The sequence below is a fragment of the Streptomyces sp. NPDC046860 genome, assembly GCF_040645115.1.
Taxonomy (GTDB): Bacteria; Actinomycetota; Actinomycetes; order Streptomycetales; family Streptomycetaceae; genus Streptomyces.
The window spans coordinates 231,076-252,407 of sequence record NZ_JBEYXQ010000009.1; the positions used below are offsets into that span (position 1 = coordinate 231,076).

A 21,332-nucleotide genomic window follows, 5' to 3' on the forward strand; every position below is an offset into this window, starting at 1 on the left:
GATGTTCCGCCGTACGTTCTGGTTCAGCACGGGTGTCGCCGCCGGTGTCTGGGCCACCACCAAGGTCAACCGCAAGCTCAAGCAGCTCACGCCGGAGAGCCTCGCCGCCACCGCGGCCAACAAGGCCCTGGAGACCGGGCACCGCCTCAAGGACGCCGCGGTCGGGTTCGCGCTCGACGTCCGCGACAACATGGTCCAGCGTGAGGCGGAGCTGGGGGAGGCGCTCGGCATCCACGAGAGCCCCGAACTGCCCGAGCCCCGGCGGGTGACCGCCATCGAGAACAACCGCAGCACAGTGAAGTACATCGAGAACACGACGTACTCGTACAACCGGAATGAGGACCACTGATGGAGTCGGCCGAGATTCGCCGCCGCTGGCTGAGCTTCTTCGAGGAGCGCGGGCACACCGTCGTCCCTTCGGCGTCGCTCATCGCGGACGACCCGACTCTGCTCCTCGTCCCCGCCGGCATGGTGCCCTTCAAGCCCTACTTCCTGGGTGAGGTCAAGCCCCCCTTCGACCGCGCCACCAGCGTGCAGAAGTGCGTGCGCACGCCGGACATCGAAGAGGTCGGCAAGACCACCCGCCACGGCACGTTCTTCCAGATGTGCGGCAACTTCTCCTTCGGCGACTACTTCAAGGAAGGCGCCATCAAGTACGCCTGGGAGCTGCTCACCGGCGACCAGGACAAGGGCGGTTACGGCCTCGACCCCGAGCGTCTGTGGATCACCGTCTACAAGGACGACGACGAGGCCGAGCGCATCTGGCACGACGTCGTCGGCGTGCCCAAGGAGCGCATCCAGCGCCTGGGCATGAAGGACAACTACTGGTCCATGGGCGTCCCCGGCCCCTGCGGCCCCTGCTCCGAGATCAACTACGACCGCGGCCCCGAGTTCGGCGTCGAGGGCGGCCCCGCCGTCAACGACGAGCGGTACGTCGAGATCTGGAACCTCGTCTTCATGCAGTACGAGCGGGGCGAGGGCATCGGCAAGGACAACTTCGAGATCCTCGGGGACCTGCCGAGCCAGAACATCGACACGGGCCTCGGCCTGGAGCGCCTCGCCATGATTCTGCAGGGCGTGCAGAACATGTACGAGATCGACACCTCGATGGCCGTCATCAAGAAGGCCACCGAGCTGACCGGCGTCGAGTACGGCGCCGCCCAGCAGTCGGACGTCTCCCTGCGCGTGGTCACCGACCACATGCGCACCTCCGTGATGCTCATCGGCGACGGCGTCACCCCGGGCAACGAGGGCCGCGGCTACGTGCTGCGCCGCATCATGCGCCGCGCCATCCGCAACATGCGTCTGCTCGGCGCCACCGGTCCGGTCGTCAAGGACCTGGTCGACACCGTGATCGCGATGATGGGCCAGCAGTACCCCGAGCTGATCACCGACCGCGAGCGCATCGAGAAGGTCGCCCTCGCCGAGGAGGCCGCCTTCCTCAAGACGCTGAAGGCCGGCACCAACATCCTCGACACCGCCGTCACCGAGACCAAGCAGTCCGGCGGCAGCGTCCTCTCCGGCGACAAGGCGTTCCTGCTCCACGACACCTGGGGCTTCCCGATCGACCTCACCCTGGAGATGGCCGCCGAGCAGGGCCTCGCCGTGGACGAGGACGGCTTCCGCCGCCTGATGCGGGAGCAGCGCGAGCGCGCCAAGGCCGACGCCCAGGCCAAGAAGACCGGGCATGCCGACATGGGCGCCTACCGCGAGATCGCCGACCGGGCCGGTGCCACCGACTTCATCGGGTACGCCGACACCGAGGGCGAGACCACGATCGTCGGCATCCTCGTCGACGGCGTCTCCTCCCCGGTCGCCACCGAGGGCGACGAGGTCGAGATCGTCCTGGACCGCACCCCGTTCTACGCCGAGGGCGGCGGCCAGATCGGCGACACCGGCCGCATCAAGGCCGACACCGGTGCCGTGATCGAGATCCGCGACACCCAGAAGCCCGTGCCCGGCGTGTACGTCCACAAGGGCGTCGTCCAGGTCGGCGAGGTCACCGTGGGCGCCAAGGCCCAGGCGTCGATCGACCGGCTGCGCCGCAAGGCCATCGCCCGCGCCCACTCCGCCACCCACCTGACCCACCAGGCCCTGCGCGACGCCCTCGGCCCGACGGCCGCCCAGGCCGGTTCCGAGAACCAGCCCGGCCGCTTCCGCTTCGACTTCGGCTCGCCCTCCGCCGTCCCGACGGCCGTGATGACCGACGTCGAGCAGAAGATCAACGAGGTGCTCTCGCACGACCTCGACGTGCACGCCGAGGTCATGGGCATCGACGAGGCCCGCAAGCAGGGCGCCATCGCCGAGTTCGGCGAGAAGTACGGCGAGCGGGTCCGCGTCGTCACCATCGGCGACTTCTCCAAGGAGCTGTGCGGCGGCACCCACGTGCACAACACCGCCCAGCTCGGTCTGGTGAAGCTGCTCGGCGAGTCCTCCATCGGCTCCGGTGTGCGCCGTATCGAGGCCCTCGTCGGCGTCGACGCCTACAACTTCCTCGCCCGCGAGCACACGGTCGTCAACCAGCTCACCGAGCTGCTGAAGGGCCGCTCGGAGGAGCTGCCGGAGAAGGTCTCCGCGATGCTCGGCAAGCTGAAGGACGCCGAGAAGGAGATCGACAGGTTCCGCGCGGAGAAGGTCCTCCAGGCCGCCGCCGGTCTCGCCGAGTCCGCCAAGGACGTGCGCGGCGTGGCCGTCGTCACCGGTCAGGTCCCGGACGGCACCACCCCGGACGACCTGCGCAGGCTGGTGCTCGACGTGCGCGGCCGCATCCAGGGCGGCCGGGCCGCCGTGGTCGCCCTGTTCACCGTGAACAACGGCAAGCCGCTCACCGTCATCGCCACCAACGACGCGGCCCGCGAGCGCGGTCTCAAGGCCGGTGAGCTGGTCCGCACCGCCGCCAAGACCCTCGGCGGCGGCGGTGGCGGCAAGCCGGACGTCGCCCAGGGCGGCGGCCAGAACCCGGCGGCCGTCGGCGAGGCCGTCGAGGCCGTCGAGCGCCTCGTCGCCGACACGGCGAAGTAGGCCGGGCGGCATGCGAAGAGGACGCCGCCTCGCCATCGACGTCGGGGACGCCCGGATCGGGGTCGCCTCGTGCGACCCCGACGGGATCCTGGCCACCCCGGTGGAGACGGTTCCCGGACGTGACATCCCGGCCGCGCACCGCAGACTGCGGCAGCTGGTCGAGGAGTACGAACCGATCGAGGTCGTCGTCGGGCTCCCTCGCTCCCTCAAGGGGGGCGAGGGCCCGGCGGCGGTCAAGGTGCGCGCGTTCACCCAGGAGCTGGCACGCGGCATCGCGCCCGTGCCGGTCAGGCTGGTGGACGAGCGGATGACCACGGTGACGGCCAGTCAGGGACTGCGGGCCTCGGGCGTGAAGTCCAAGAAGGGCCGTTCCGTCATCGACCAGGCGGCCGCGGTCATCATCCTGCAGCAGGCCCTCGAATCCGAACGGGTGTCAGGCGCGGCACCCGGTGAGGGCGTCGAAGTGGTCATCTGATCGCAGTGCGGTAACGTTCCGCGCGATGCGGCGGTGTTCGAACAGCCGCCGCACAGCAAGAGGCGGAACGGAAGCCGGTCCTGGAGCCGGGCGACCGTCGGCCTCGCGGCTCGTAGGGGATCGATGACTGAGTATGGCCGGGGCCCAGGCACCGAACCGTGGCATCCGGAGGACCCGTTGTACGGGGACGGCGGATGGGGAGCGCAGCAGGCCCACGCGGGCCAGCAGCACCCGTACGGCGGCCAGCCGCAGCATCCGCAGCACCAGGGTTACGGCGACTGGCAGCAGGGCCAGCAGGGTCAGCACCAGGGCTACGGCGGCCAGCAGTACCCGCAGTACGACGGGCAGGGCCAGCAGCACTTCGATCCCCAGCAGACCGGTCAGCACCACCAGCACCACCAGCAGCACCAGGGCGGCTGGGACGCGACGGGTACCCACGGCCATGTGCCCTACGCCGCCGATCCGGGCGACCCCTACGGGCAGCAGCCCGCCGCCTACGGGGCCGAACAGCCCGACCTGTACGGCACCGAGGACGCCTACCCGCCGCCCCAGCCCCCCGGTCGCCGGCACCCCGAGCCGGAGCCGGAGGCCGGCTGGGACCCCCAGGCGGAGCCCGAGGAGCACCCCCTGCCCGCCGGGGACGACGACGCCGACCCCGAGGCCGACGGCCGGGAGCCGCGCACCGAGCGGCGCGGCAAGGGCCGCAAGCCCGTCAAGAACAAGAAGGGGCGCACCGGCTGCGCCCTGATGCTGGTCGTCGTGGTCTTCGGCGGGGGCCTCGGCGGTGTCGCGTACTTCGGCTACCAGTTCTACCAGGATCGTTTCGCCCCGGCCCCGGACTACGCGGGCAGCGGCAACGGCCAGACCGTGACGGTCGAGATCCCCAAGGGCGCCGGCGGCTACGACATCGGCAACAAGCTCAAGGAGGCGGGCGTCGTCGAGAGCGTGGACGCCTTCGTCTCCGCCCAGGCGGCGAACCCGAAGGCGAAAGCCCTCCAGGACGGCGTCTACATCCTGCAGAAGCACATGTCGGCCGCGAGCGCGGTCGAACTGATGCTCAGCCCGAAGAGCCGCAACAACCTGATCATCGCCGAGGGCACGCGCAACGTGGCCGTCTACGCGCTGATCGACAAGCGGATGAAGCTGCCGAACGGCACCACCCAGAAGGTGGCCAAGACGGAGTACAAGTCCCTCGGCCTGCCCGCCTGGGCGCTCAACCACCCCGGTCTGAAGGACCCGCTGGAGGGCTTCCTCTTCCCGTCCAGCTACGCGATCGGCAAGGACCAGAAGCCCGAGGACGTCCTGAAGTCCATGGTGCAGCGGGCCAACGAGCGCTACTCCACCCTCGGTCTGGAGAAGAAGGCGTCCGGGCTCGGCCTGGAGTCGCCTTGGGAGCTCCTCACCACGGCCAGCCTGGTGCAGGCGGAGGGCAAGACGCACGACGACTTCCGCAAGATGGCGGAAGTGGTCTACAACCGTCTCAAGCCGGACAACACCGAGACGAACCGGCTCCTGCAGTTCGACTCGACGTACAACTACCTCAAGGGCGCCAGCAACATCCACATCTCCGAGACGGAGATCAACGGCGACCGCAGCCCTTACAACACGTACACCAACAAGGGTCTGCCGCCCGGCCCGATCGGGAACCCGGGTGACGAGGCGCTCAACGCGGCCCTGTCCCCGACGCGCGAGGGCTGGATGTACTTCGTGGCGACGGACGGTATGAACAAGACCGAATTCGCGCGGACCAACGCGGAGTTCGAGAAGCTCAAGGACAAGTTCAATGCCAACTCGGGCAACTGACGCGCGCCGGGCCGCCGTGCTCGGCAAGCCCATCGCCCACTCGCTCTCCCCGGTGCTGCACCGGGCCGCTTACGCCGAACTCGGGCTCGCCGACTGGTCGTACGACCGGTTCGAGGTCGACGAGGCGGGGCTGCCGGCCTTCTTCGAGGGGCTCGGTCCCGAGTGGGCGGGGCTGTCGCTGACCATGCCGCTCAAGCGGGCGGTCATGCCGCTGCTGGACGAGGTGAGCGTGACGGCCGCGTCCGTGGACGCGGTCAACACGGTGGTGTTCACCGAGGACGGCCGCAAAGTCGGCGACAACACCGACATCCCCGGCATGGTGGCCGCGCTGCGCGAGCACGGCATCGAGGAGGTGGAGTCCGCCGCGATCCTCGGCGCCGGGGCCACCGCCTCCTCCGCGCTCGCCGCGCTGTCCCGGGTCTGCGCGGGCGAGGTGGTCGTCTACGTCCGCAGCGCCGCCCGCGCCGCCGAGATGCTGGAGTGGGGCGAGCGGCTCGACGTGGAGGTCCGCACCGCCGACTGGGCGGACGCCGCCGAGGCCCTGCGGGCGCCCCTGGTGATCGCCACCACGCCCGCCGGGACCGCGGACGCCCTCGCCTCCGCCGTGCCCGAACGCCCGGCCACCCTCTTCGACGTGCTCTACGACCCCTGGCCCACCGAGCTGGCCGCCCGCTGGTCCATGTTCGGCGGGGCCGTGGTCGGCGGCCTGGACCTGCTCGTCCACCAGGCCGTGCTCCAGGTGGAGCGGATGACCGGCCGCGCCCCGGCCCCGCTGGAGGCCATGCGGCGCGCGGGCGAGAAGGCCCTCGCCGCCCGCTGAGAGCCCGCCGGGAGCCCACGGGGCCCCCGTCGCCCGGCCCCGCACCCGGGTCCCGGTATCCGGACCGAGGCCCGGATACCGGGCACGGCGTGGGAGGATCGGAGGTGGCGGGCCGGGATCGCGCACCCGGCCGGGCCGCCGCCGTACACGCGGACGACGCGTGCGCGGGGCAGTGGTGGGCGCGAAAACTGAGGAGCAACGTTGAGCAGGCTGCGTTGGCTGACCGCGGGGGAGTCCCACGGTCCCGCACTCGTCGCGACGCTGGAGGGTCTTCCCGCCGGTGTGCCGATCACCACGGAGATGGTGGCGGATCATCTCGCGCGGCGGCGGCTCGGCTATGGACGCGGCGCGCGGATGAAGTTCGAGCGTGACGAGATCACGTTCCTCGGCGGGGTGCGGCACGGGCTCACCCTCGGCTCCCCGGTGGCGGTCATGGTGGGCAACACCGAGTGGCCCAAGTGGGAGCAGGTCATGGCGGCCGACCCGGTGGACGAGGAGGTGCTGGCCGGCCTCGCGCGCAACGCCAAGCTGACCCGCCCGCGTCCCGGTCACGCCGACCTCGCCGGCATGCAGAAGTACGGCTTCGACGAGGCCCGGCCGATCCTGGAGCGGGCCTCCGCGCGGGAGACGGCGGCGCGGGTCGCGCTCGGCGCGGTGGCGCGGTCGTACCTGAAGGAGACCGCCGGCATCGAGATCGTCAGCCACGTCGTGGAGCTGGCCTCCGCCAAGGCGCCCTACGGCGTCTACCCGACCCCGGCCGACGTCGAGCGGCTCGACGAGGACCCGGTGCGCTGCCTGGACGCCGACGCGTCCAAGGCGATGGTCGCGGAGATCGACCAGGCCCACAAGGACGGCGACACCCTCGGCGGTGTGGTCGAGGTGCTGGCCTACGGCGTCCCCGTGGGCCTCGGCTCGCACGTCCACTGGGACCGCAGGCTGGACGCCCGGCTCGCCGCCGCCCTCATGGGCATCCAGGCGATCAAGGGCGTCGAGGTCGGCGACGGCTTCGACCTGGCGCGGGTGCCCGGCTCGAAGGCGCACGACGAGATCCTCACCACCCCCGAGGGCATCAAGCGCGCCACCGGCCGCTCCGGCGGCACCGAGGGCGGGCTGACCACCGGCGAGCTGCTGCGGGTGCGCGCCGCCATGAAGCCGATCGCCACCGTGCCGCGCGCGCTGGCCACGGTGGACGTGGCGACCGGCGAGGCCGCGCAGGCCCACCACCAGCGTTCCGACGTGTGCGCGGTGCCGGCCGCCGGCATCGTGGCCGAGGCGATGGTGGCCCTGGTCCTCGCGGACGCGGTCGCGGAGAAGTTCGGCGGCGACAGCGTCGCCGAGACCCGCCGCAACGTCCGCTCCTACCTCGACAACCTGGCGATCGGATGAGCGCCGGCCCCGTGGTCGTCCTGGTGGGGCCGATGGGGGTGGGCAAGTCCACCGTCGGGCGGCTGCTGGCCGAACGGCTGGACGCGGCCTTCCGGGACACCGACGACGACATCGTGGCCCAGCAGGGCCGCACCATCGCCGAGATCTTCGTGGACGACGGCGAGGACGCCTTCCGCGTGCTGGAGAAGCGCGCGGTGGCCGCCGCCGTCACCGGGCACACGGGCGTCCTCGCCCTGGGCGGCGGCGCCGTCCTCGACGCGGACACCCGGGCGCTGCTCACCGCCCAGCGGGTCGTCTACCTGTCGATGGATGTCGAGGAGGCGGTGCGCCGCACCGGGCTGAACGCCGCCCGGCCGCTGCTCGCCGTCAATCCGCGCCAGCAGTGGCGCACGCTGATGGAGGCCCGCCGCCATCTGTACGAGGAGGTCGCCACCGCCGTCGTGGCGACCGACGGGCGCGCTCCCGCGGACGTCGCCCGAGCCGTCCTGGACGCACTGGAGTTGAAGGAAGCATGAGCGAGGCAGTCACCCGCATCCAGATCGCGGGCACGGCGGGCACCGAGCCCTACGAGGTCCTGGTGGGCCGCCAGTTGCTCGGTGAGCTGGCCGGACTGATCGGTCCGAAGGCCAAGCGGGTCGCCGTCATCCACCCCGAGGCCCTCGCCGAGACCGGGGACGCGCTCCGCGCCGACCTGGCCGAGCAGGGCTACGAGGCGGTCGCCATCCAGGTGCCGAACGCCGAGGAGGCGAAGACCGCCGAGGTCGCCGCCTACTGCTGGAAGGCGCTCGGCCAGTCCGGCTTCACCCGCACCGACGTGGTCGTGGGCGTCGGCGGCGGCGCCACCACCGACCTGGCCGGGTTCGTCGCGGCGACCTGGCTGCGCGGGGTGCGCTGGATCGCCGTCCCCACCACCGTGCTGGCCATGGTGGACGCGGCGGTCGGCGGCAAGACCGGCATTAACACCGCCGAGGGCAAGAACCTCGTCGGCTCCTTCCACCCGCCGGCCGGCGTCCTGTGCGACCTGGCCGCGCTGGACTCCCTCCCGGTCAACGACTACGTCTCCGGGCTGGCGGAGGTCATCAAGGCCGGCTTCATCGCCGACCCGGTGATCCTCGACCTGATCGAGTCCGACCCGGAGGCCGCCCGCACCCCGGCGGGACCGCACACCGCCGAGCTGCTGGAGCGGTCGATCCGGGTCAAGGCCGACGTGGTCTCCTCCGACCTCAAGGAGTCCGGCCGCCGGGAGATCCTCAACTACGGCCACACCCTCGGCCACGCCATCGAGAAGAACGAGCGGTACAAGTGGCGGCACGGCGCGGCCGTCGCCGTCGGCATGCACTTCGCCGCCGAACTGGGCCGGCTGGCGGGCCGGCTGGACGACGCCACCGCCGACCGGCACCGCGCGATCCTGGAGTCGGTGGGCCTGCCGCTGCACTACCGCCACGACCAGTGGCCCCGGCTGGTGGAGGCGATGAAGGTCGACAAGAAGTCCCGCGGCGACATGCTGCGCTTCATCGTCCTGGACGGCCTCGCCCGGCCGACCGTGCTGGAGGGCCCCGACCCGGCCGTGCTCCTCGCCGCGTACGGCGAGGTCGGGCAGTAGGTCCCGTACCGTCTGGTGTGCCCGATTCCCCACGTGGGGCGGGCACTTCGCACCGCCCCCTGCCGTTCACCAAAGGACGGCCGGGGGCGGTACCGTTCGGTAGGGTGCGGGCTCCGTACCCGCCTTCCGGCGCCGAGTGTGTGTACGAGATGGAGTGGCAACGGATGCAGCACGCAGTGGGGTCTCCGCTGCCGCCGCCCCACCAGCCGGGGCACGGGCCGCACATCGGCTGGGCGCCGGCCGCGGGAGCGCCGCAGGGTCCGGCCGTCCCACCCCCGCCGCCGGGATTCTCCGGCGCGGGCCCCGTCCCGCCCGCTCCGCCCACGCCGCCGGCTCCGCAGGGCCCGCCCCCGCAGGCCCCGGTCCCTCAGCACCCGGTTCCGCACCACCCCCTGGCGCCGTCCGCGCCGGACGTGTCCGGGCATGTGACGCTGCCGCCCGGCGGCCCCGTCGGGGCGCCCGCCATGACCGCGCCCGACGCCTCCGCGACCACCCTCGCCGTGCTGCTGATCGGCCCGGCGGGCGCGGGCAAGACCAGCGTGGCCAAGTTCTGGGCGGACCATCGCCGGGTGCCCACCGCCCACATCAGCCTGGACGACGTGCGCGAGTGGGTCCGCTCCGGCTTCGCCGACCCCCAGACCGGGTGGAACGACCACTCCGAGGCCCAGTACCGCCTGGCCCGCCGCACCTGCGGCTTCGCCGCGCGCAACTTCCTGGCCAACGGGATCTCCTGCATCCTCGACGACGCGGTCTTCCCCGACCGCCCGGTCGTCGGACTCGGCGGCTGGAAGCGCCATGTGGGCCCCGGCCTGCTCCCGGTGGTGCTGCTGCCGGGCCTGGACATCGTCCTGGAACGCAACGCCGAACGCTCGGGCAACCGCCGCCTCACCGACGAGGAGGTGGCCCGCATCCACGGCCGCATGGCCGGCTGGTACGGCTCCGGGCTGCCCATCATCGACAACTCCCAGCTCGACGTGCCCGGCACCGCGCGGGTGCTGGACGAGGTGCTGGCCCGCGCGATCGCCAGCCCGCCGAACTGGTAGCGGAGCGGGGTGCCGCCCACTCGGCCCCCGCCAACCGGCACAAACCGGGCACAACTTCTACGCTCGTCTCATGTCAGAGGTGTACGCGACCCGCCGATCCCGGCTGAGGGAACGCTGCAACGCGGCCGGTACCGCGGCAGCGCTCATCTCCCGCCCCGCCAATGTGCGCTACCTGGCGGGAGCCGCGCCCCAAGGTGCCGTCCTGCTGCTCGGCAGGCACGAGGACCAGTTGGTGTGCCCCGTCCCGCCGGAGGACCGGCCGGTCGACGGGCGCCCCGACGAGTCCCTGGTGCTGCACGTGCTGTCCACGCCGGGCCGCGACCCCGCCGTCGCCGCGGCGGGCCTCGCCGGGAGCCAGGGCAGCGACGCCCTCGCCGTGGAGGAGCACCACCTCACCGTCGCCCGGTACCGCGCCCTCGACTCCGTCGCGCCCGGGGTGCGGCTCGCGGGGCTCGGCACGGCGGTCGAGCAGCTCCGGCTGGTCAAGGACGAGGAGGAGATCTCCTGCCTGCGCATCGGCGCCGAGATCGCCGACCAGGCCCTCGGCGAACTGCTGGAGTCCATCCTGGTCGGCCGCACCGAGCGGCATCTCGCGCTGGAGCTGGAGCGCCGCCTGGTCGACCACGGCGCGGAAGGGCCCGCCTTCCCGACCTCGGTGGCCACCGGCCCCAACTCCGGCCGCCCGGGCCACCGGCCCACCGACCGCCGGGTGGAGGAGGGCGACTTCCTCTCCGTCTGCCTCGGCGCCGCCTACCGCGGCTACCGCTGCGAGATCGGCCGTACCTTCGTCATCGGCACCTCGCCCGCCGACTGGCAGATCGAGCTGTACGACCTGGTCTTCGCCGCCCAGCGCGCCGGGCGCGAGGCCCTCCATCCGGGCGCCGCCTGCCGCGACGTGGACCGCGCCGCGCGCCAGGTGCTGGACTCCGCCGGGTACGGCGCGGCCCTCCAGCCGGTCACCGGACACGGCGTCGGGCTCGAAATCGACGAGGACCCGCAGCTGGCCCCCGCGGCCATGGGTAAACTTGACGCTTGCGTGCCGGTCACCGTCGAGCCGGGGGTCCACCTTCCGGGCCGGGGCGGAGTCCGGATCGATGACACGCTCGTCGTCCGCCCCGAGGCGGACGGCGGTCCCGAGCTACTCACCATCACGACCAAGGAACTGCTCGCCCTGTAGCCAGAGGCGCGCGCCGGGGTCGTACGTCAGTCCAGGAGATTCCGCAACCGTGGCTTCCACGAACGACCTCAAGAACGGCATGGTGCTCAAGCTCGACGGGGGCCAGCTTTGGTCCGTCGTCGAGTTCCAGCACGTCAAGCCCGGTAAGGGCCCGGCCTTCGTGCGCACCAAGCTCAAGAACGTCCTCTCCGGCAAGGTGGTCGACAAGACCTTCAACGCCGGTGTCAAGGTCGAGACGGCCACCGTCGACAAGCGCGACATGCAGTTCTCGTACAAGGACGGCGAGTACTACGTCTTCATGGACATGGAGACGTACGACCAGCTCCACATCGACCCGAAGGCCGTCGGCGACGCCGCGAACTTCCTGATCGAGGGCTTCACCGCCGTCGTCGCGCAGCACGAGGGCGAGGTGCTCTTCGTCGAGCTGCCGGCCGCCGTCGAGCTCGTCATCCAGGAGACCGAGCCGGGCGTCCAGGGCGACCGCTCCACCGGTGGCACCAAGCCCGCCACGCTGGAGACCGGCCACCAGATCCAGGTCCCGCTCTTCATCACGACCGGCGAGAAGATCAAGGTCGACACTCGCACGAGCGACTACCTCGGCCGGGTGAACAGCTAACCGTGGCCGCCCGCAACACGGCCCGCAAGCGCGCCTTCCAGATCCTCTTCGAGGGTGACCAGCGCGGCACCGACGTCCTCACGGTCCTCGCCGACTGGGTCCGGCTCTCCCGGACCGACACCCGCCAGCCCCCCGTGAGCGAGTACACGATGCAGCTCGTCGAGGGGTACGCGGAGCGCGCCCGGCGCATCGACGACCTGATCGCGCAGTACGCGGTGGGATGGACGATCGACCGGATGCCGGTCGTCGACCGCAACCTGCTGCGCCTCGGCGCCTACGAGCTGATCTGGGAGGACGAGACCCCGGACGCGGTCGTCCTCGACGAGATGGTGCAGCTCGCGAAGGAGTTCTCGACGGACGAGTCGCCGGCCTTCGTGAACGGCCTCCTGGGCCGCTTCAAGGAGCTCAAGGCGAGCCTGCGGCGCGAGGAGCCGTAGCAGCGCCGTCAGGGGCGCGGGAGAGCTACGTGTGCCGGCCCGTCGGGGCTGGTCGCGCAGTTCCCCGCGCCCCTGAGTTTCTCCGGCCTTAGTACGCCGAAATGCCGCCGGGGTGGCAGGGATCGTCTCCCTGCCACCCCGGCGGCACGTTTCTGCGGATGGAACCAGCGGCTAGTTGTCCTCGTGGGCGACCGCGCGGCGCGCGTCCGCGTCCAGGACGCCCCAGCTGATGAGCTGCTCGGTCAGGACCGAGGGGGACTGGTCGTAGATGACCGCGAGGGTGCGCAGGTCGTCCTGGCGGATCGACAGCACCTTGCCGTTGTAGTCACCGCGCTGGGACTGGATCGTCGCCGCGTACCGCTGGAGGGGGCCCGCCTTCTCGGCCGGCACCGTGGCCAGCCGCTCCAGGTCCAGGACGAGCTTCGGCGGCGGCTCGGCGGCCCCGCCCGGCGTGGTGCCCGGCAGCAGCTCCTGCACCGGGACGCCGTAGAAATCGGCCAGCTCGGCCAGGCGCTGCACGGTCACGGCACGGTCGCCGCGCTCGTAGGAACCGACCACCACGGCCTTCCAGCGCCCCTGGGACTTCTCCTCGACACCGTGGAGGGAAAGGCCCTGCTGGGTGCGGATGGCCCGGAGCTTGGCCCCGAGCTGTTTGGCGTATTCGCTGGACATATAGCTCCCCGGACACTGTGTAGACGCGGTCGGCAGGTGTTCCCACCGCGCGGCTGGTAACTCACTGTGAGGTTACGCAGCGTGATTCTCCTGCGTCAAGCCGAATGGTCCACACCGACGCTTCCGTGGTAGTGGCCGCCCGTTGCGCCGAGCGGGTGAACGGGGCCTCCGGATGACCTGCTAGGGTGGATGGCGCAAATCCGACGTCCTTTAAAGTCCGTCCCGTGAGGCGGAGAAGGAGGTCCGTTTCGTATGGACTCGCACGCCCGTCCCCTGACGTCCGATGCCCGGCCCGTGCTCGAAGGCCCTGACATCGCCCGCGTCCTCACCCGCATCGCCCACGAGATCGTCGAACGCGCCAAAGGCGCCGACGACGTGGTGCTCCTCGGCATCCCCACGCGGGGCGTCTTCCTCGCCCAGCGGCTCGCCGTCAAGCTGGAGCAGGTCACCGGCCGGAAGATCCCCGTCGGCTCGCTCGACATCACGATGTACCGCGACGACCTGCGCATGCACCCCCCGCGCGCCCTCGCCCGCACCGAGATCCCCGGTGACGGCGTGGACGGCCGCCTCGTGGTGCTCGTCGACGACGTGCTCTTCTCCGGCCGCACCATCCGCGCCGCCCTCGACGCCCTGAACGACATCGGGCGCCCCCGCGCGGTGCAGCTCGCCGTCCTGGTCGACCGCGGACACCGGGAACTGCCGATCCGCGCCGACTACGTCGGCAAGAACCTCCCCACGTCGCTGCGGGAGACGGTCAAGGTCCAGCTCGCCGAGGAGGACGGCCGGGACACCGTGCTGCTCGGCACCAAGGCTGCCGACCAGTAGCGCATCCGGGGCGTCCCGCCGCTTCGGCGTGCCCTGACGCGCCCCGGCCCGCCCGAAACCTCCCGTTTCAACTGCCTTACGGAGCCTGACAGATGCAGCGTCATCTCATCTCGGCCGCCGACCTCACCCGCGACGACGCCGTCCTGATCCTCGACACCGCCGAGGAGATGGCCAGGGTCGCCGACCGGCCGATCAAGAAACTGCCGACCCTGCGCGGCCGCACGGTCTGCAACCTCTTCTTCGAGGACTCCACCCGGACCCGGATCTCCTTCGAGGCCGCCGAGAAGCGCCTCTCCGCCGACGTCATCAACTTCGCGGCCAAGGGCTCCAGCGTCTCCAAGGGCGAGTCCCTGAAGGACACCGCCCAGACGCTGGAGGCGATGGGCGTGGACGCCGTCGTCATCCGGCACAGCGCGTCCGGCGCGCCCTACCGCCTCGCCAACTCCGGCTGGATCGACGCCCCCGTCATCAACGCCGGCGACGGCACCCACCAGCACCCCACCCAGGCCCTGCTGGACGCCTTCACCATGCGGCGCCGCCTGATCGGCCCCGACGCCGGACTGGGCCAGGACCTCGCGGGCAAGCGCGTCACCCTCGTCGGCGACGTCCTGCACAGCCGGGTCGCCCGCTCCAACGTGGACCTGCTGCACACCCTCGGCGCCGACGTCACCCTCGTCGCCCCGCCCACCCTGCTCCCCGTCGGCGTGGAGACCTGGCCCTGCGAGGTGTCCTACGACCTCGACTCCACCCTCCCCAAGACCGACGCGGTGATGATGCTCCGGGTCCAGCGCGAGCGGATGAACGCCGCGTTCTTCCCCACCGAGCGCGAGTACTCCCGCCGCTACGGCCTCGACGGCGACCGCATGGCGCGGCTGCCGGAGCACGCCATCGTCATGCACCCCGGCCCGATGGTCCGGGGCATGGAGATCACCGCCGAGGTCGCCGACTCCGACCGCTGCACGGTCGTGGAGCAGGTCGCCAACGGCGTCTCCGTCCGCATGGCCGTCCTCTACCTCCTGCTCGGCGGCAACGAGCCCGCCGGCACCTCCCACCTTCGTACCGAGGAGAAGTAAGAACATGAGCAAGATCCTGATCCGCGGTGCGAAGGTGCTCGGGGGCGAGCCGCAGGACGTCCTGATCGACGGCGAGCTGATCGAGGCGGTCGGCACCGGCCTGTCCGCCGAGGGCGCCGAGGTCGTCGAGGCCGAGGGCCGCGTGCTGCTGCCGGGCCTGGTCGACCTGCACACCCATCTGCGCGAGCCGGGCCGCGAGGACTCCGAGACCGTGCTGACCGGCACCCGCGCCGCCGCCTCCGGCGGTTTCACCGCCGTCTTCGCCATGGCCAACACCTTCCCCGTCGCCGACACCGCCGGCGTGGTCGAGCAGGTCTGGCGGCTCGGCAAGGAGTCCGGCTACTGCGACGTACGCCCCATCGGCGCCGTCACCGTCGGCCTGGAGGGCAAGAAGCTCGCCGAGCTGGGCGCCATGCACGACTCGGCCGCCGAGGTCAGCGTCTTCTCCGACGACGGCAAGTGCGTGGACGACGCGGTGATCATGCGCCGCGCGCTGGAGTACGTGAAGGCGTTCGGCGGGGTCGTCGCCCAGCACGCCCAGGAGCCCCGGCTCACCGAGGGCGCCCAGATGAACGAGGGCGTGGTTTCCGCCGAGCTGGGCCTCGGCGGCTGGCCGGCCGTCGCCGAGGAGTCCGTCATCGCGCGGGACGTGCTGCTCGCCGAGCACGTCGGCTCCCGCCTGCACATCTGCCACCTGTCCACGGCCGGCTCGGTGGAGATCATCCGCTGGGCCAAGTCCCGCGGCATCGACGTCACCGCCGAGGTGTGCCCGCACCACCTGCTCCTGACCGAGGAGATGGTGCGCACCTACAACCCGGCCTACAAGGTCAACCCGCCGCTGCGCACCGAGCGCGATGTGCGCGCCCTGCGCGAGGCGCTGGCCGACGGCACGATCGACATCGTCGCCACCGACCACGCCCCGCACCCGCACGAGGACAAGGACTGCGAGTGGGCCGCGGCCGCCATGGGCATGGTCGGCCTGGAGACCGCGCTGTCCGTGGTGCAGGAGACCATGGTCGAGACCGGCCTGCTCGACTGGGCCGAGGTCGCCGACCGGATGTCCTTCACCCCCGCCCGGATCGGCGGGGCCACCGGCCACGGCCGCCCGGTCGCCGCGGGAGAGCCCGCCAACCTCACCCTCGTGGACACGGCCTACCGTGGACAGGTGGACCCCGCGCGCTTCGCCTCGCGCAGCCGCAACACCCCCTACGAGGGCCGCGAGCTGCCGGGCCGTGTCACGCACACCTGGCTGCGGGGCAAGGCCACGCTCATGGACGGGAAGCTCACGTGACACCTGCAACTCAGCTCGCCGTATCGCTCGCCACGACCCTGGCGGACGAGAAGAAGTCGGCCGAGGTGACCGACTGGGCCGCCCGCCTGGGCTGGCTCGTCGGCCTGGCCCTCTTCGTCGCCCTCCTGTACTGGCTGATGCGCGAGGGCTGGAAGTGGCGCGGCGCCCTCCAGAACGACCTGCCCGCACTGCCCGAGGTGCCGGACGCCCCCGGCACCGAGAAACTGACGATGAGCGGCCGCTACCACGGCTCCACCACCGCCGGGCAGTGGCTGGACCGGATCGTGGCCCACGGCCTGGGCTCCCGCAGCCGGGCCGAGCTGACCCTCACCGACGCGGGCCTGGCCGTCGAGCGCCCCGGCGCCACGGACTTCTTCATCCCCGCCGCGGCCCTGCGCGGCGCCCGGCTCGACAAGGGCATCGCGGGCAAGGTCCTCACCGAGGGCGGACTGCTCGTGGTGACCTGGGCGCACGGCGAGAAGCTGATCGACTCCGGCTTCCGCTCCGACCGGGCCGCCGAACACACCACCTGGGTCGAGACCCTGAACCAGATGACCGACCACACGGAAGGCGCACGATGACGACCTCCACCAGGGGAGCCTCCAGGACTCCCGCCGTACTCGTCCTGGAGGACGGCCGCACCTTCCGCGGCCGCGCCTACGGGGCCGTGGGGGAGACCTTCGGCGAGGCCGTGTTCTCCACCGGCATGACCGGCTACCAGGAGACCCTGACCGACCCCTCCTACGACCGCCAGATCGTAGTCGCCACCGCCCCCCAGATCGGCAACACCGGCTGGAACGACGAGGACGACGAGTCCGGCCGCATCTGGGTCTCCGGCTACGTCGTGCGCGACCCCGCGCGCGTGCCGTCCAACTGGCGCGCCAAGCGCTCCCTGGACGACGAACTGACCGCCCAGGGCGTCGTCGGCATCAGCGGCATCGACACCCGCGCCCTCACCCGCCACCTGCGCGAGCGCGGCTCCATGCGCGCCGGGATCTTCTCCGGCGAGACGCTGGCGTCCGACGCCGACCTCGTCACGCGGGTCCAGGCCCAGCCGCACATGAAGGGCGCGAGCCTCTACGAGGAGGTCGCCACCAAGGAGGCGTACGTCGTCCCCGCGGTCGGCGAGAAGAAGTTCACCGTCGCCGCCGTCGACCTCGGCATCAAGGGCATGACCCCGCAGCGGATGGCCGAGCGCGGCATCGAGGTCCACGTGCTCCCCGCGACCGCCACCGCCGACGACCTCTACGCCGTGGACCCCGACGGCGTGTTCTTCTCCAACGGCCCCGGCGACCCGGCCACGGCCGACGGACCGGTCGCCCTGATGACCGCCGTCCTGGAGCGGAAGACCCCGCTGTTCGGCATCTGCTTCGGCAACCAGATCCTCGGCCGCGCCCTCGGCTTCGGCACGTACAAGCTGAAGTACGGCCACCGCGGCATCAACCAGCCGGTCCAGGACCGCACCACCGGCAAGGTCGAGGTCACCGCGCACAACCACGGCTTCGCCGTCGACGCCCCGCTCGACCGGGTCAGCGACACGAAGTTCGGCCGCGCCGAGGTCTCCCACGTCTGCCTCAACGACGACGTGGTGGAAGGTCTCCAGCTGCTCGACCAGCCCGCCTTCTCCGTCCAGTACCACCCCGAAGCGGCAGCGGGTCCCCACGACGCCGCCTACCTGTTCGACCGCTTCGTCTCCCTGATGGAGGGCCAGCGTGCCTAAGCGCTCCGACATCCAGTCCGTCCTGGTCATCGGCTCGGGCCCGATCGTCATCGGTCAGGCCGCCGAGTTCGACTACTCCGGCACCCAGGCGTGCCGCGTGCTCAAGGCCGAGGGCCTGCGCGTGGTCCTCGTCAACTCCAACCCGGCGACGATCATGACCGACCCGGAGATCGCCGACGCCACCTACGTCGAGCCGATCACCCCCGAGTTCGTCGAGAAGATCATCGCCAAGGAGCGCCCCGACGCCCTCCTGCCCACCCTGGGCGGCCAGACCGCCCTGAACACCGCCATCTCGCTGCACGACAGCGGGGTGCTGGAGAAGTACGGCGTCGAACTGATCGGCGCCCGCCCCGAGGCGATCCACAAGGGCGAGGACCGCGACCTCTTCAAGGACGTCGTGGAGGAGGTCCGCAAGAAGACCGGCCACGGCGAGTCCGCCCGCTCGGTCATCTGCCACACCATGGACGACGTCCTGAAGGGCGTCGAGACGCTCGGCGGCTACCCCGTCGTCGTCCGCCCCTCCTTCACCATGGGCGGCGCCGGCTCCGGCTTCGCCCACGATGAGGACGAGCTGCGCCGCATCGCCGGCCAGGGCCTCACGCTCTCCCCGACCACCGAGGTGCTCCTGGAGGAGTCCATCCTCGGCTGGAAGGAGTACGAGCTGGAGCTGATGCGCGACAAGAACGACAACGTCGTGGTCGTCTGCTCCATCGAGAACTTCGACCCGATGGGCGTGCACACCGGCGACTCGATCACCGTCGCCCCCGCGATGACGCTCACCGACCGCGAGTACCAGCTCCTGCGCGACGTCGGCATCGCCATCATCCGCGAGGTCGGCGTGGACACCGGCGGCTGCAACATCCAGTTCGCGGTGAACCCCGAGGACGGCCGGGTCATCGTCATCGAGATGAACCCGCGCGTCTCCCGGTCCTCGGCGCTCGCCTCCAAGGCCACCGGCTTCCCGATCGCCAAGATCGCCGCCAAGCTGGCCGTGGGCTACACCCTGGACGAGATCCCGAACGACATCACGAAGGAGACCCCGGCCTCCTTCGAGCCCACGCTCGACTACGTCGTCGTCAAGGCCCCCCGGTTCGCCTTCGAGAAGTTCCCGCAGGCCGACTCCACGCTGACCACCACCATGAAGTCGGTCGGCGAGGCCATGGCCGTCGGCCGCAACTTCACCGAGGCCTTCCAGAAGGCGCTGCGCTCGCTGGAGAAGAAGGGCAGCCAGTTCACCTTCATCGGTGACCCCGGCGACAGGACCGCCCTCCTCGAAGAGGCGGTACGCCCCACCGACGGCCGCATCAACACCGTCATGCAGGCGATCCGCGCGGGTGCCACCCCGGAGGAGATCTTCGACTACACGAAGATCGACCCCTGGTTCGTCGACCAGCTCTTCCTCATCAAGGAGACCGCCGACGAGCTGGCCGAGGCTCCCGAGCTGACCGCCGGGCTGCTCGCCGAGGCCAAGCGGCACGGCTTCTCCGACCTCCAGATCGCCGAGATCCGCGGCCTGCGCGAGGACGTCGTCCGCGAGGTCCGGCACGTGCTGGGCATCCGCCCGGTCTACAAGACGGTCGACACCTGCGCCGCCGAGTTCGCCGCGCAGACGCCGTACTTCTACTCCTCCTACGACGAGGAGAGCGAGGTCGCGCCGCGCGAGAAGCCCGCCGTGATCATCCTCGGCTCCGGGCCCAACCGCATCGGCCAGGGCATCGAGTTCGACTACTCCTGCGTCCACGCCTCCTTCGCGCTCTCCGACGCCGGGTACGAGACCGTGATGGTCAACTGCAACCCGGAGACCGTCTCCACCGACTACGACACCTCCGACCGGCTCTACTTCGAGCCGCTCACCCTGGAGGACGTGCTGGAGATCGTCCACGCCGAGTCCCTCGCGGGCCCGATCGCCGGTGTGGTCGTCCAGCTCGGCGGCCAGACCCCGCTGGGCCTCGCCCAGGCGCTGAAGGACAACGGCGTGCCGGTCGTCGGCACCCCGCCCGAGGCCATCCACGCCGCCGAGGACCGCGGCGCCTTCGGCCGCGTCCTCGCCGAGGCCGGCCTGCCCGCGCCCAAGCACGGCACCGCCACCACCTTCGCCGAGGCCAAGGCCATCGCGGACGAGATCGGCTACCCGGTCCTGGTCCGCCCCTCCTACGTCCTCGGCGGACGCGGCATGGAGATCGTGTACGAGGAGGAGCGCCTCTCCGCGTACATCGAGGAGTCCACCGAGATCAGCCCCTCCCGGCCGGTCCTCGTGGACCGCTTCCTGGACGACGCCATCGAGATCGACGTCGACGCCCTCTACGACGGCGAGGAGCTCTACCTCGGCGGCGTCATGGAGCACATCGAGGAGGCCGGCATCCACTCCGGCGACTCGGCGTGCGCCCTGCCCCCGATCACGCTGGGCGGCTTCGACATCAAGCGGCTGCGGGCCTCCACCGAGGCCATCGCCAAGGGCGTCGGTGTCCGCGGACTGATCAACATCCAGTTCGCCATGTCCGGCGACATCCTCTACGTCCTGGAGGCCAACCCGCGCGCCTCCCGCACGGTCCCCTTCACCTCCAAGGCGACCGCCGTCCCGCTCGCCAAGGCCGCCGCCCGCATCTCGCTGGGCGCGACCATCGCCGAGCTGCGCGCCGAGGGCCTGCTGCCCGCCACCGGCGACGGCGGCGAACTCCCGCTGGACGCGCCGATCTCCGTCAAGGAGGCCGTCATGCCCTGGTCCCGCTTCCGGGACATCCAGGGCCGCGGCGTGGACACCGTGCTCGGTCCGGAGATGCGCTCCACCGGCGAGGTCATGGGCATCGACTCCGTCTTCGGCACGGCGTACGCCAAGTCGCAGGCGGGCGCGTACGGCCCGCTGCCCACCAAGGGCCGCGCGTTCATCTCGGTCGCCAACCGCGACAAGCGCTCGATGATCTTCCCGGCCCGTGAGCTGGTCGCCCACGGCTTCGAGCTGCTGGCCACCTCCGGCACCGCCGAGGTCCTCAAGCGCAACGGCATCAACGCCACCGTCGTGCGCAAGCAGTCCGAGGGCACCGGCCCCGACGGCGAGCGGACCATCGTCCAGCTCATCCACGACGGCGAGGTCGACCTCATCGTCAACACGCCCTACGGCACCGGCGGCCGCCTCGACGGCTACGACATCCGTACGGCGGCCGTGGCCCGCTCGGTCCCCTGCCTGACCACGGTCCAGGCGCTCGCCGCCGCCGTCCAGGGCATCGACGCCCTCGGCCGCGGTGACGTGGGCGTCCGGTCGCTGCAGGAACACGCGGAACACCTGAACGCCGCCCGCGACTAGCCGACCCGAGGGGGACACCGGAAACGGTGTCCCCCTCTTCATGAGCACCGCCCTGTCATGAGGACACCC

19 protein-coding genes are annotated in these 21,332 nt (G+C 71.4%); 18 read left to right on the top strand and 1 reads right to left on the bottom strand.

Annotated features, from left to right (window positions below; translation table 11 throughout):
• Nucleotide 1: 1 nt before the first annotated feature.
• The 12 genes from ABZ898_RS16160 (at nt 2) to nusB (ending at nt 12,381) form a co-directional block, all read left to right on the top strand.
• Nucleotides 2-349: a hypothetical protein gene (locus tag ABZ898_RS16160; RefSeq protein ID WP_361658296.1), complete on the top strand. Its 348-nt coding sequence runs from the start codon at nt 2-4 to the stop codon at nt 347-349.
• Nucleotides 349-3,021 carry an alanine--tRNA ligase gene (gene alaS, locus ABZ898_RS16165; RefSeq protein WP_361658299.1) on the top strand — a complete coding sequence of 891 codons (2,673 nt, stop codon included), beginning with the start codon at nt 349-351 and terminating at the stop codon, nt 3,019-3,021. The genes ABZ898_RS16160 and alaS overlap by 1 nt, the downstream gene beginning before the upstream one ends.
• 10 nt (nt 3,022-3,031) lie before the next feature.
• Nucleotides 3,032-3,496, top strand: coding sequence for a Holliday junction resolvase RuvX (ruvX, locus tag ABZ898_RS16170; protein ID WP_361658302.1), 465 nt, complete (start codon nt 3,032-3,034; stop codon nt 3,494-3,496).
• Between the two features lie 123 nt (nt 3,497-3,619).
• A complete protein-coding gene (gene mltG / locus ABZ898_RS16175) occupies nt 3,620-5,299 on the top strand; it encodes an endolytic transglycosylase MltG (protein WP_361658305.1) in 1,680 nt (559 codons plus the stop codon).
• Nucleotides 5,280-6,119: a shikimate dehydrogenase gene (locus tag ABZ898_RS16180; protein ID WP_361658308.1), complete on the top strand. Its 840-nt coding sequence runs from the start codon at nt 5,280-5,282 to the stop codon at nt 6,117-6,119. The genes mltG and ABZ898_RS16180 overlap by 20 nt, the downstream gene beginning before the upstream one ends.
• 201 nt (nt 6,120-6,320) lie before the next feature.
• Nucleotides 6,321-7,505, top strand: coding sequence for a chorismate synthase (gene aroC / locus ABZ898_RS16185; protein WP_361658310.1), 1,185 nt, complete (start codon nt 6,321-6,323; stop codon nt 7,503-7,505).
• A complete protein-coding gene (locus ABZ898_RS16190) occupies nt 7,502-8,020 on the top strand; it encodes a shikimate kinase (protein WP_361658313.1) in 519 nt (172 codons plus the stop codon). The genes aroC and ABZ898_RS16190 overlap by 4 nt, the downstream gene beginning before the upstream one ends.
• Complete coding sequence (gene aroB / locus ABZ898_RS16195; protein WP_361658316.1) at nt 8,017-9,108, top strand: 3-dehydroquinate synthase; 1,092 nt, start codon at nt 8,017-8,019, stop codon at nt 9,106-9,108. The genes ABZ898_RS16190 and aroB overlap by 4 nt, the downstream gene beginning before the upstream one ends.
• 164 nt (nt 9,109-9,272) lie before the next feature.
• Nucleotides 9,273-10,151 (top strand): Pro-rich N-terminal domain-containing protein, encoded by an 879-nt coding sequence (locus ABZ898_RS16200; RefSeq protein ID WP_361658319.1) that lies wholly within the window; start codon nt 9,273-9,275, stop codon nt 10,149-10,151.
• A gap of 70 nt (nt 10,152-10,221) precedes the next feature.
• The gene (locus tag ABZ898_RS16205) at nt 10,222-11,328 is read left to right on the top strand and encodes an aminopeptidase P family protein (protein ID WP_361658322.1); all 1,107 of its coding nucleotides are present in this window, start codon (nt 10,222-10,224) and stop codon (nt 11,326-11,328) included.
• A gap of 49 nt (nt 11,329-11,377) precedes the next feature.
• Entirely contained in the window at nt 11,378-11,944 is a 567-nt protein-coding gene (gene efp, locus ABZ898_RS16210) for an elongation factor P (RefSeq protein ID WP_361658325.1), read from the top strand.
• Between the two features lie 2 nt (nt 11,945-11,946).
• The gene (nusB, locus tag ABZ898_RS16215) at nt 11,947-12,381 is read left to right on the top strand and encodes a transcription antitermination factor NusB (protein WP_361658327.1); all 435 of its coding nucleotides are present in this window, start codon (nt 11,947-11,949) and stop codon (nt 12,379-12,381) included.
• Between the two features lie 171 nt (nt 12,382-12,552).
• Here nusB and bldD read toward each other — a convergent pair whose 3' ends face one another.
• Entirely contained in the window at nt 12,553-13,053 is a 501-nt protein-coding gene (bldD, locus tag ABZ898_RS16220; RefSeq protein WP_031180174.1) for a transcriptional regulator BldD, read from the bottom strand.
• 252 nt (nt 13,054-13,305) lie between these two features.
• Between bldD and pyrR the strand changes: the two genes are divergently transcribed.
• The 6 genes from pyrR (at nt 13,306) to carB (ending at nt 21,263) form a co-directional block, all read left to right on the top strand.
• Nucleotides 13,306-13,878, top strand: a complete 573-nt coding sequence (pyrR, locus tag ABZ898_RS16225) for a bifunctional pyr operon transcriptional regulator/uracil phosphoribosyltransferase PyrR (protein WP_361658330.1) — start codon at nt 13,306-13,308, stop codon at nt 13,876-13,878.
• Nucleotides 13,879-13,970: 92 nt separating this feature from the next.
• Nucleotides 13,971-14,951, top strand: a complete 981-nt coding sequence (locus ABZ898_RS16230) for an aspartate carbamoyltransferase catalytic subunit (RefSeq protein WP_361658333.1) — start codon at nt 13,971-13,973, stop codon at nt 14,949-14,951.
• Nucleotides 14,952-14,955: 4 nt separating this feature from the next.
• Nucleotides 14,956-16,242 carry a dihydroorotase gene (locus tag ABZ898_RS16235; RefSeq protein WP_361658336.1) on the top strand — a complete coding sequence of 429 codons (1,287 nt, stop codon included), beginning with the start codon at nt 14,956-14,958 and terminating at the stop codon, nt 16,240-16,242.
• Nucleotides 16,239-16,823, top strand: coding sequence for a hypothetical protein (locus ABZ898_RS16240; RefSeq protein ID WP_361658339.1), 585 nt, complete (start codon nt 16,239-16,241; stop codon nt 16,821-16,823). Before ABZ898_RS16235 ends, ABZ898_RS16240 begins: the two co-directional genes overlap by 4 nt.
• A complete protein-coding gene (carA, locus tag ABZ898_RS16245) occupies nt 16,820-17,962 on the top strand; it encodes a glutamine-hydrolyzing carbamoyl-phosphate synthase small subunit (protein ID WP_361658342.1) in 1,143 nt (380 codons plus the stop codon). The genes ABZ898_RS16240 and carA overlap by 4 nt, the downstream gene beginning before the upstream one ends.
• Complete coding sequence (gene carB / locus ABZ898_RS16250; protein WP_361658344.1) at nt 17,955-21,263, top strand: carbamoyl-phosphate synthase large subunit; 3,309 nt, start codon at nt 17,955-17,957, stop codon at nt 21,261-21,263. The genes carA and carB overlap by 8 nt, the downstream gene beginning before the upstream one ends.
• Nucleotides 21,264-21,332 lie beyond the last annotated feature (69 nt).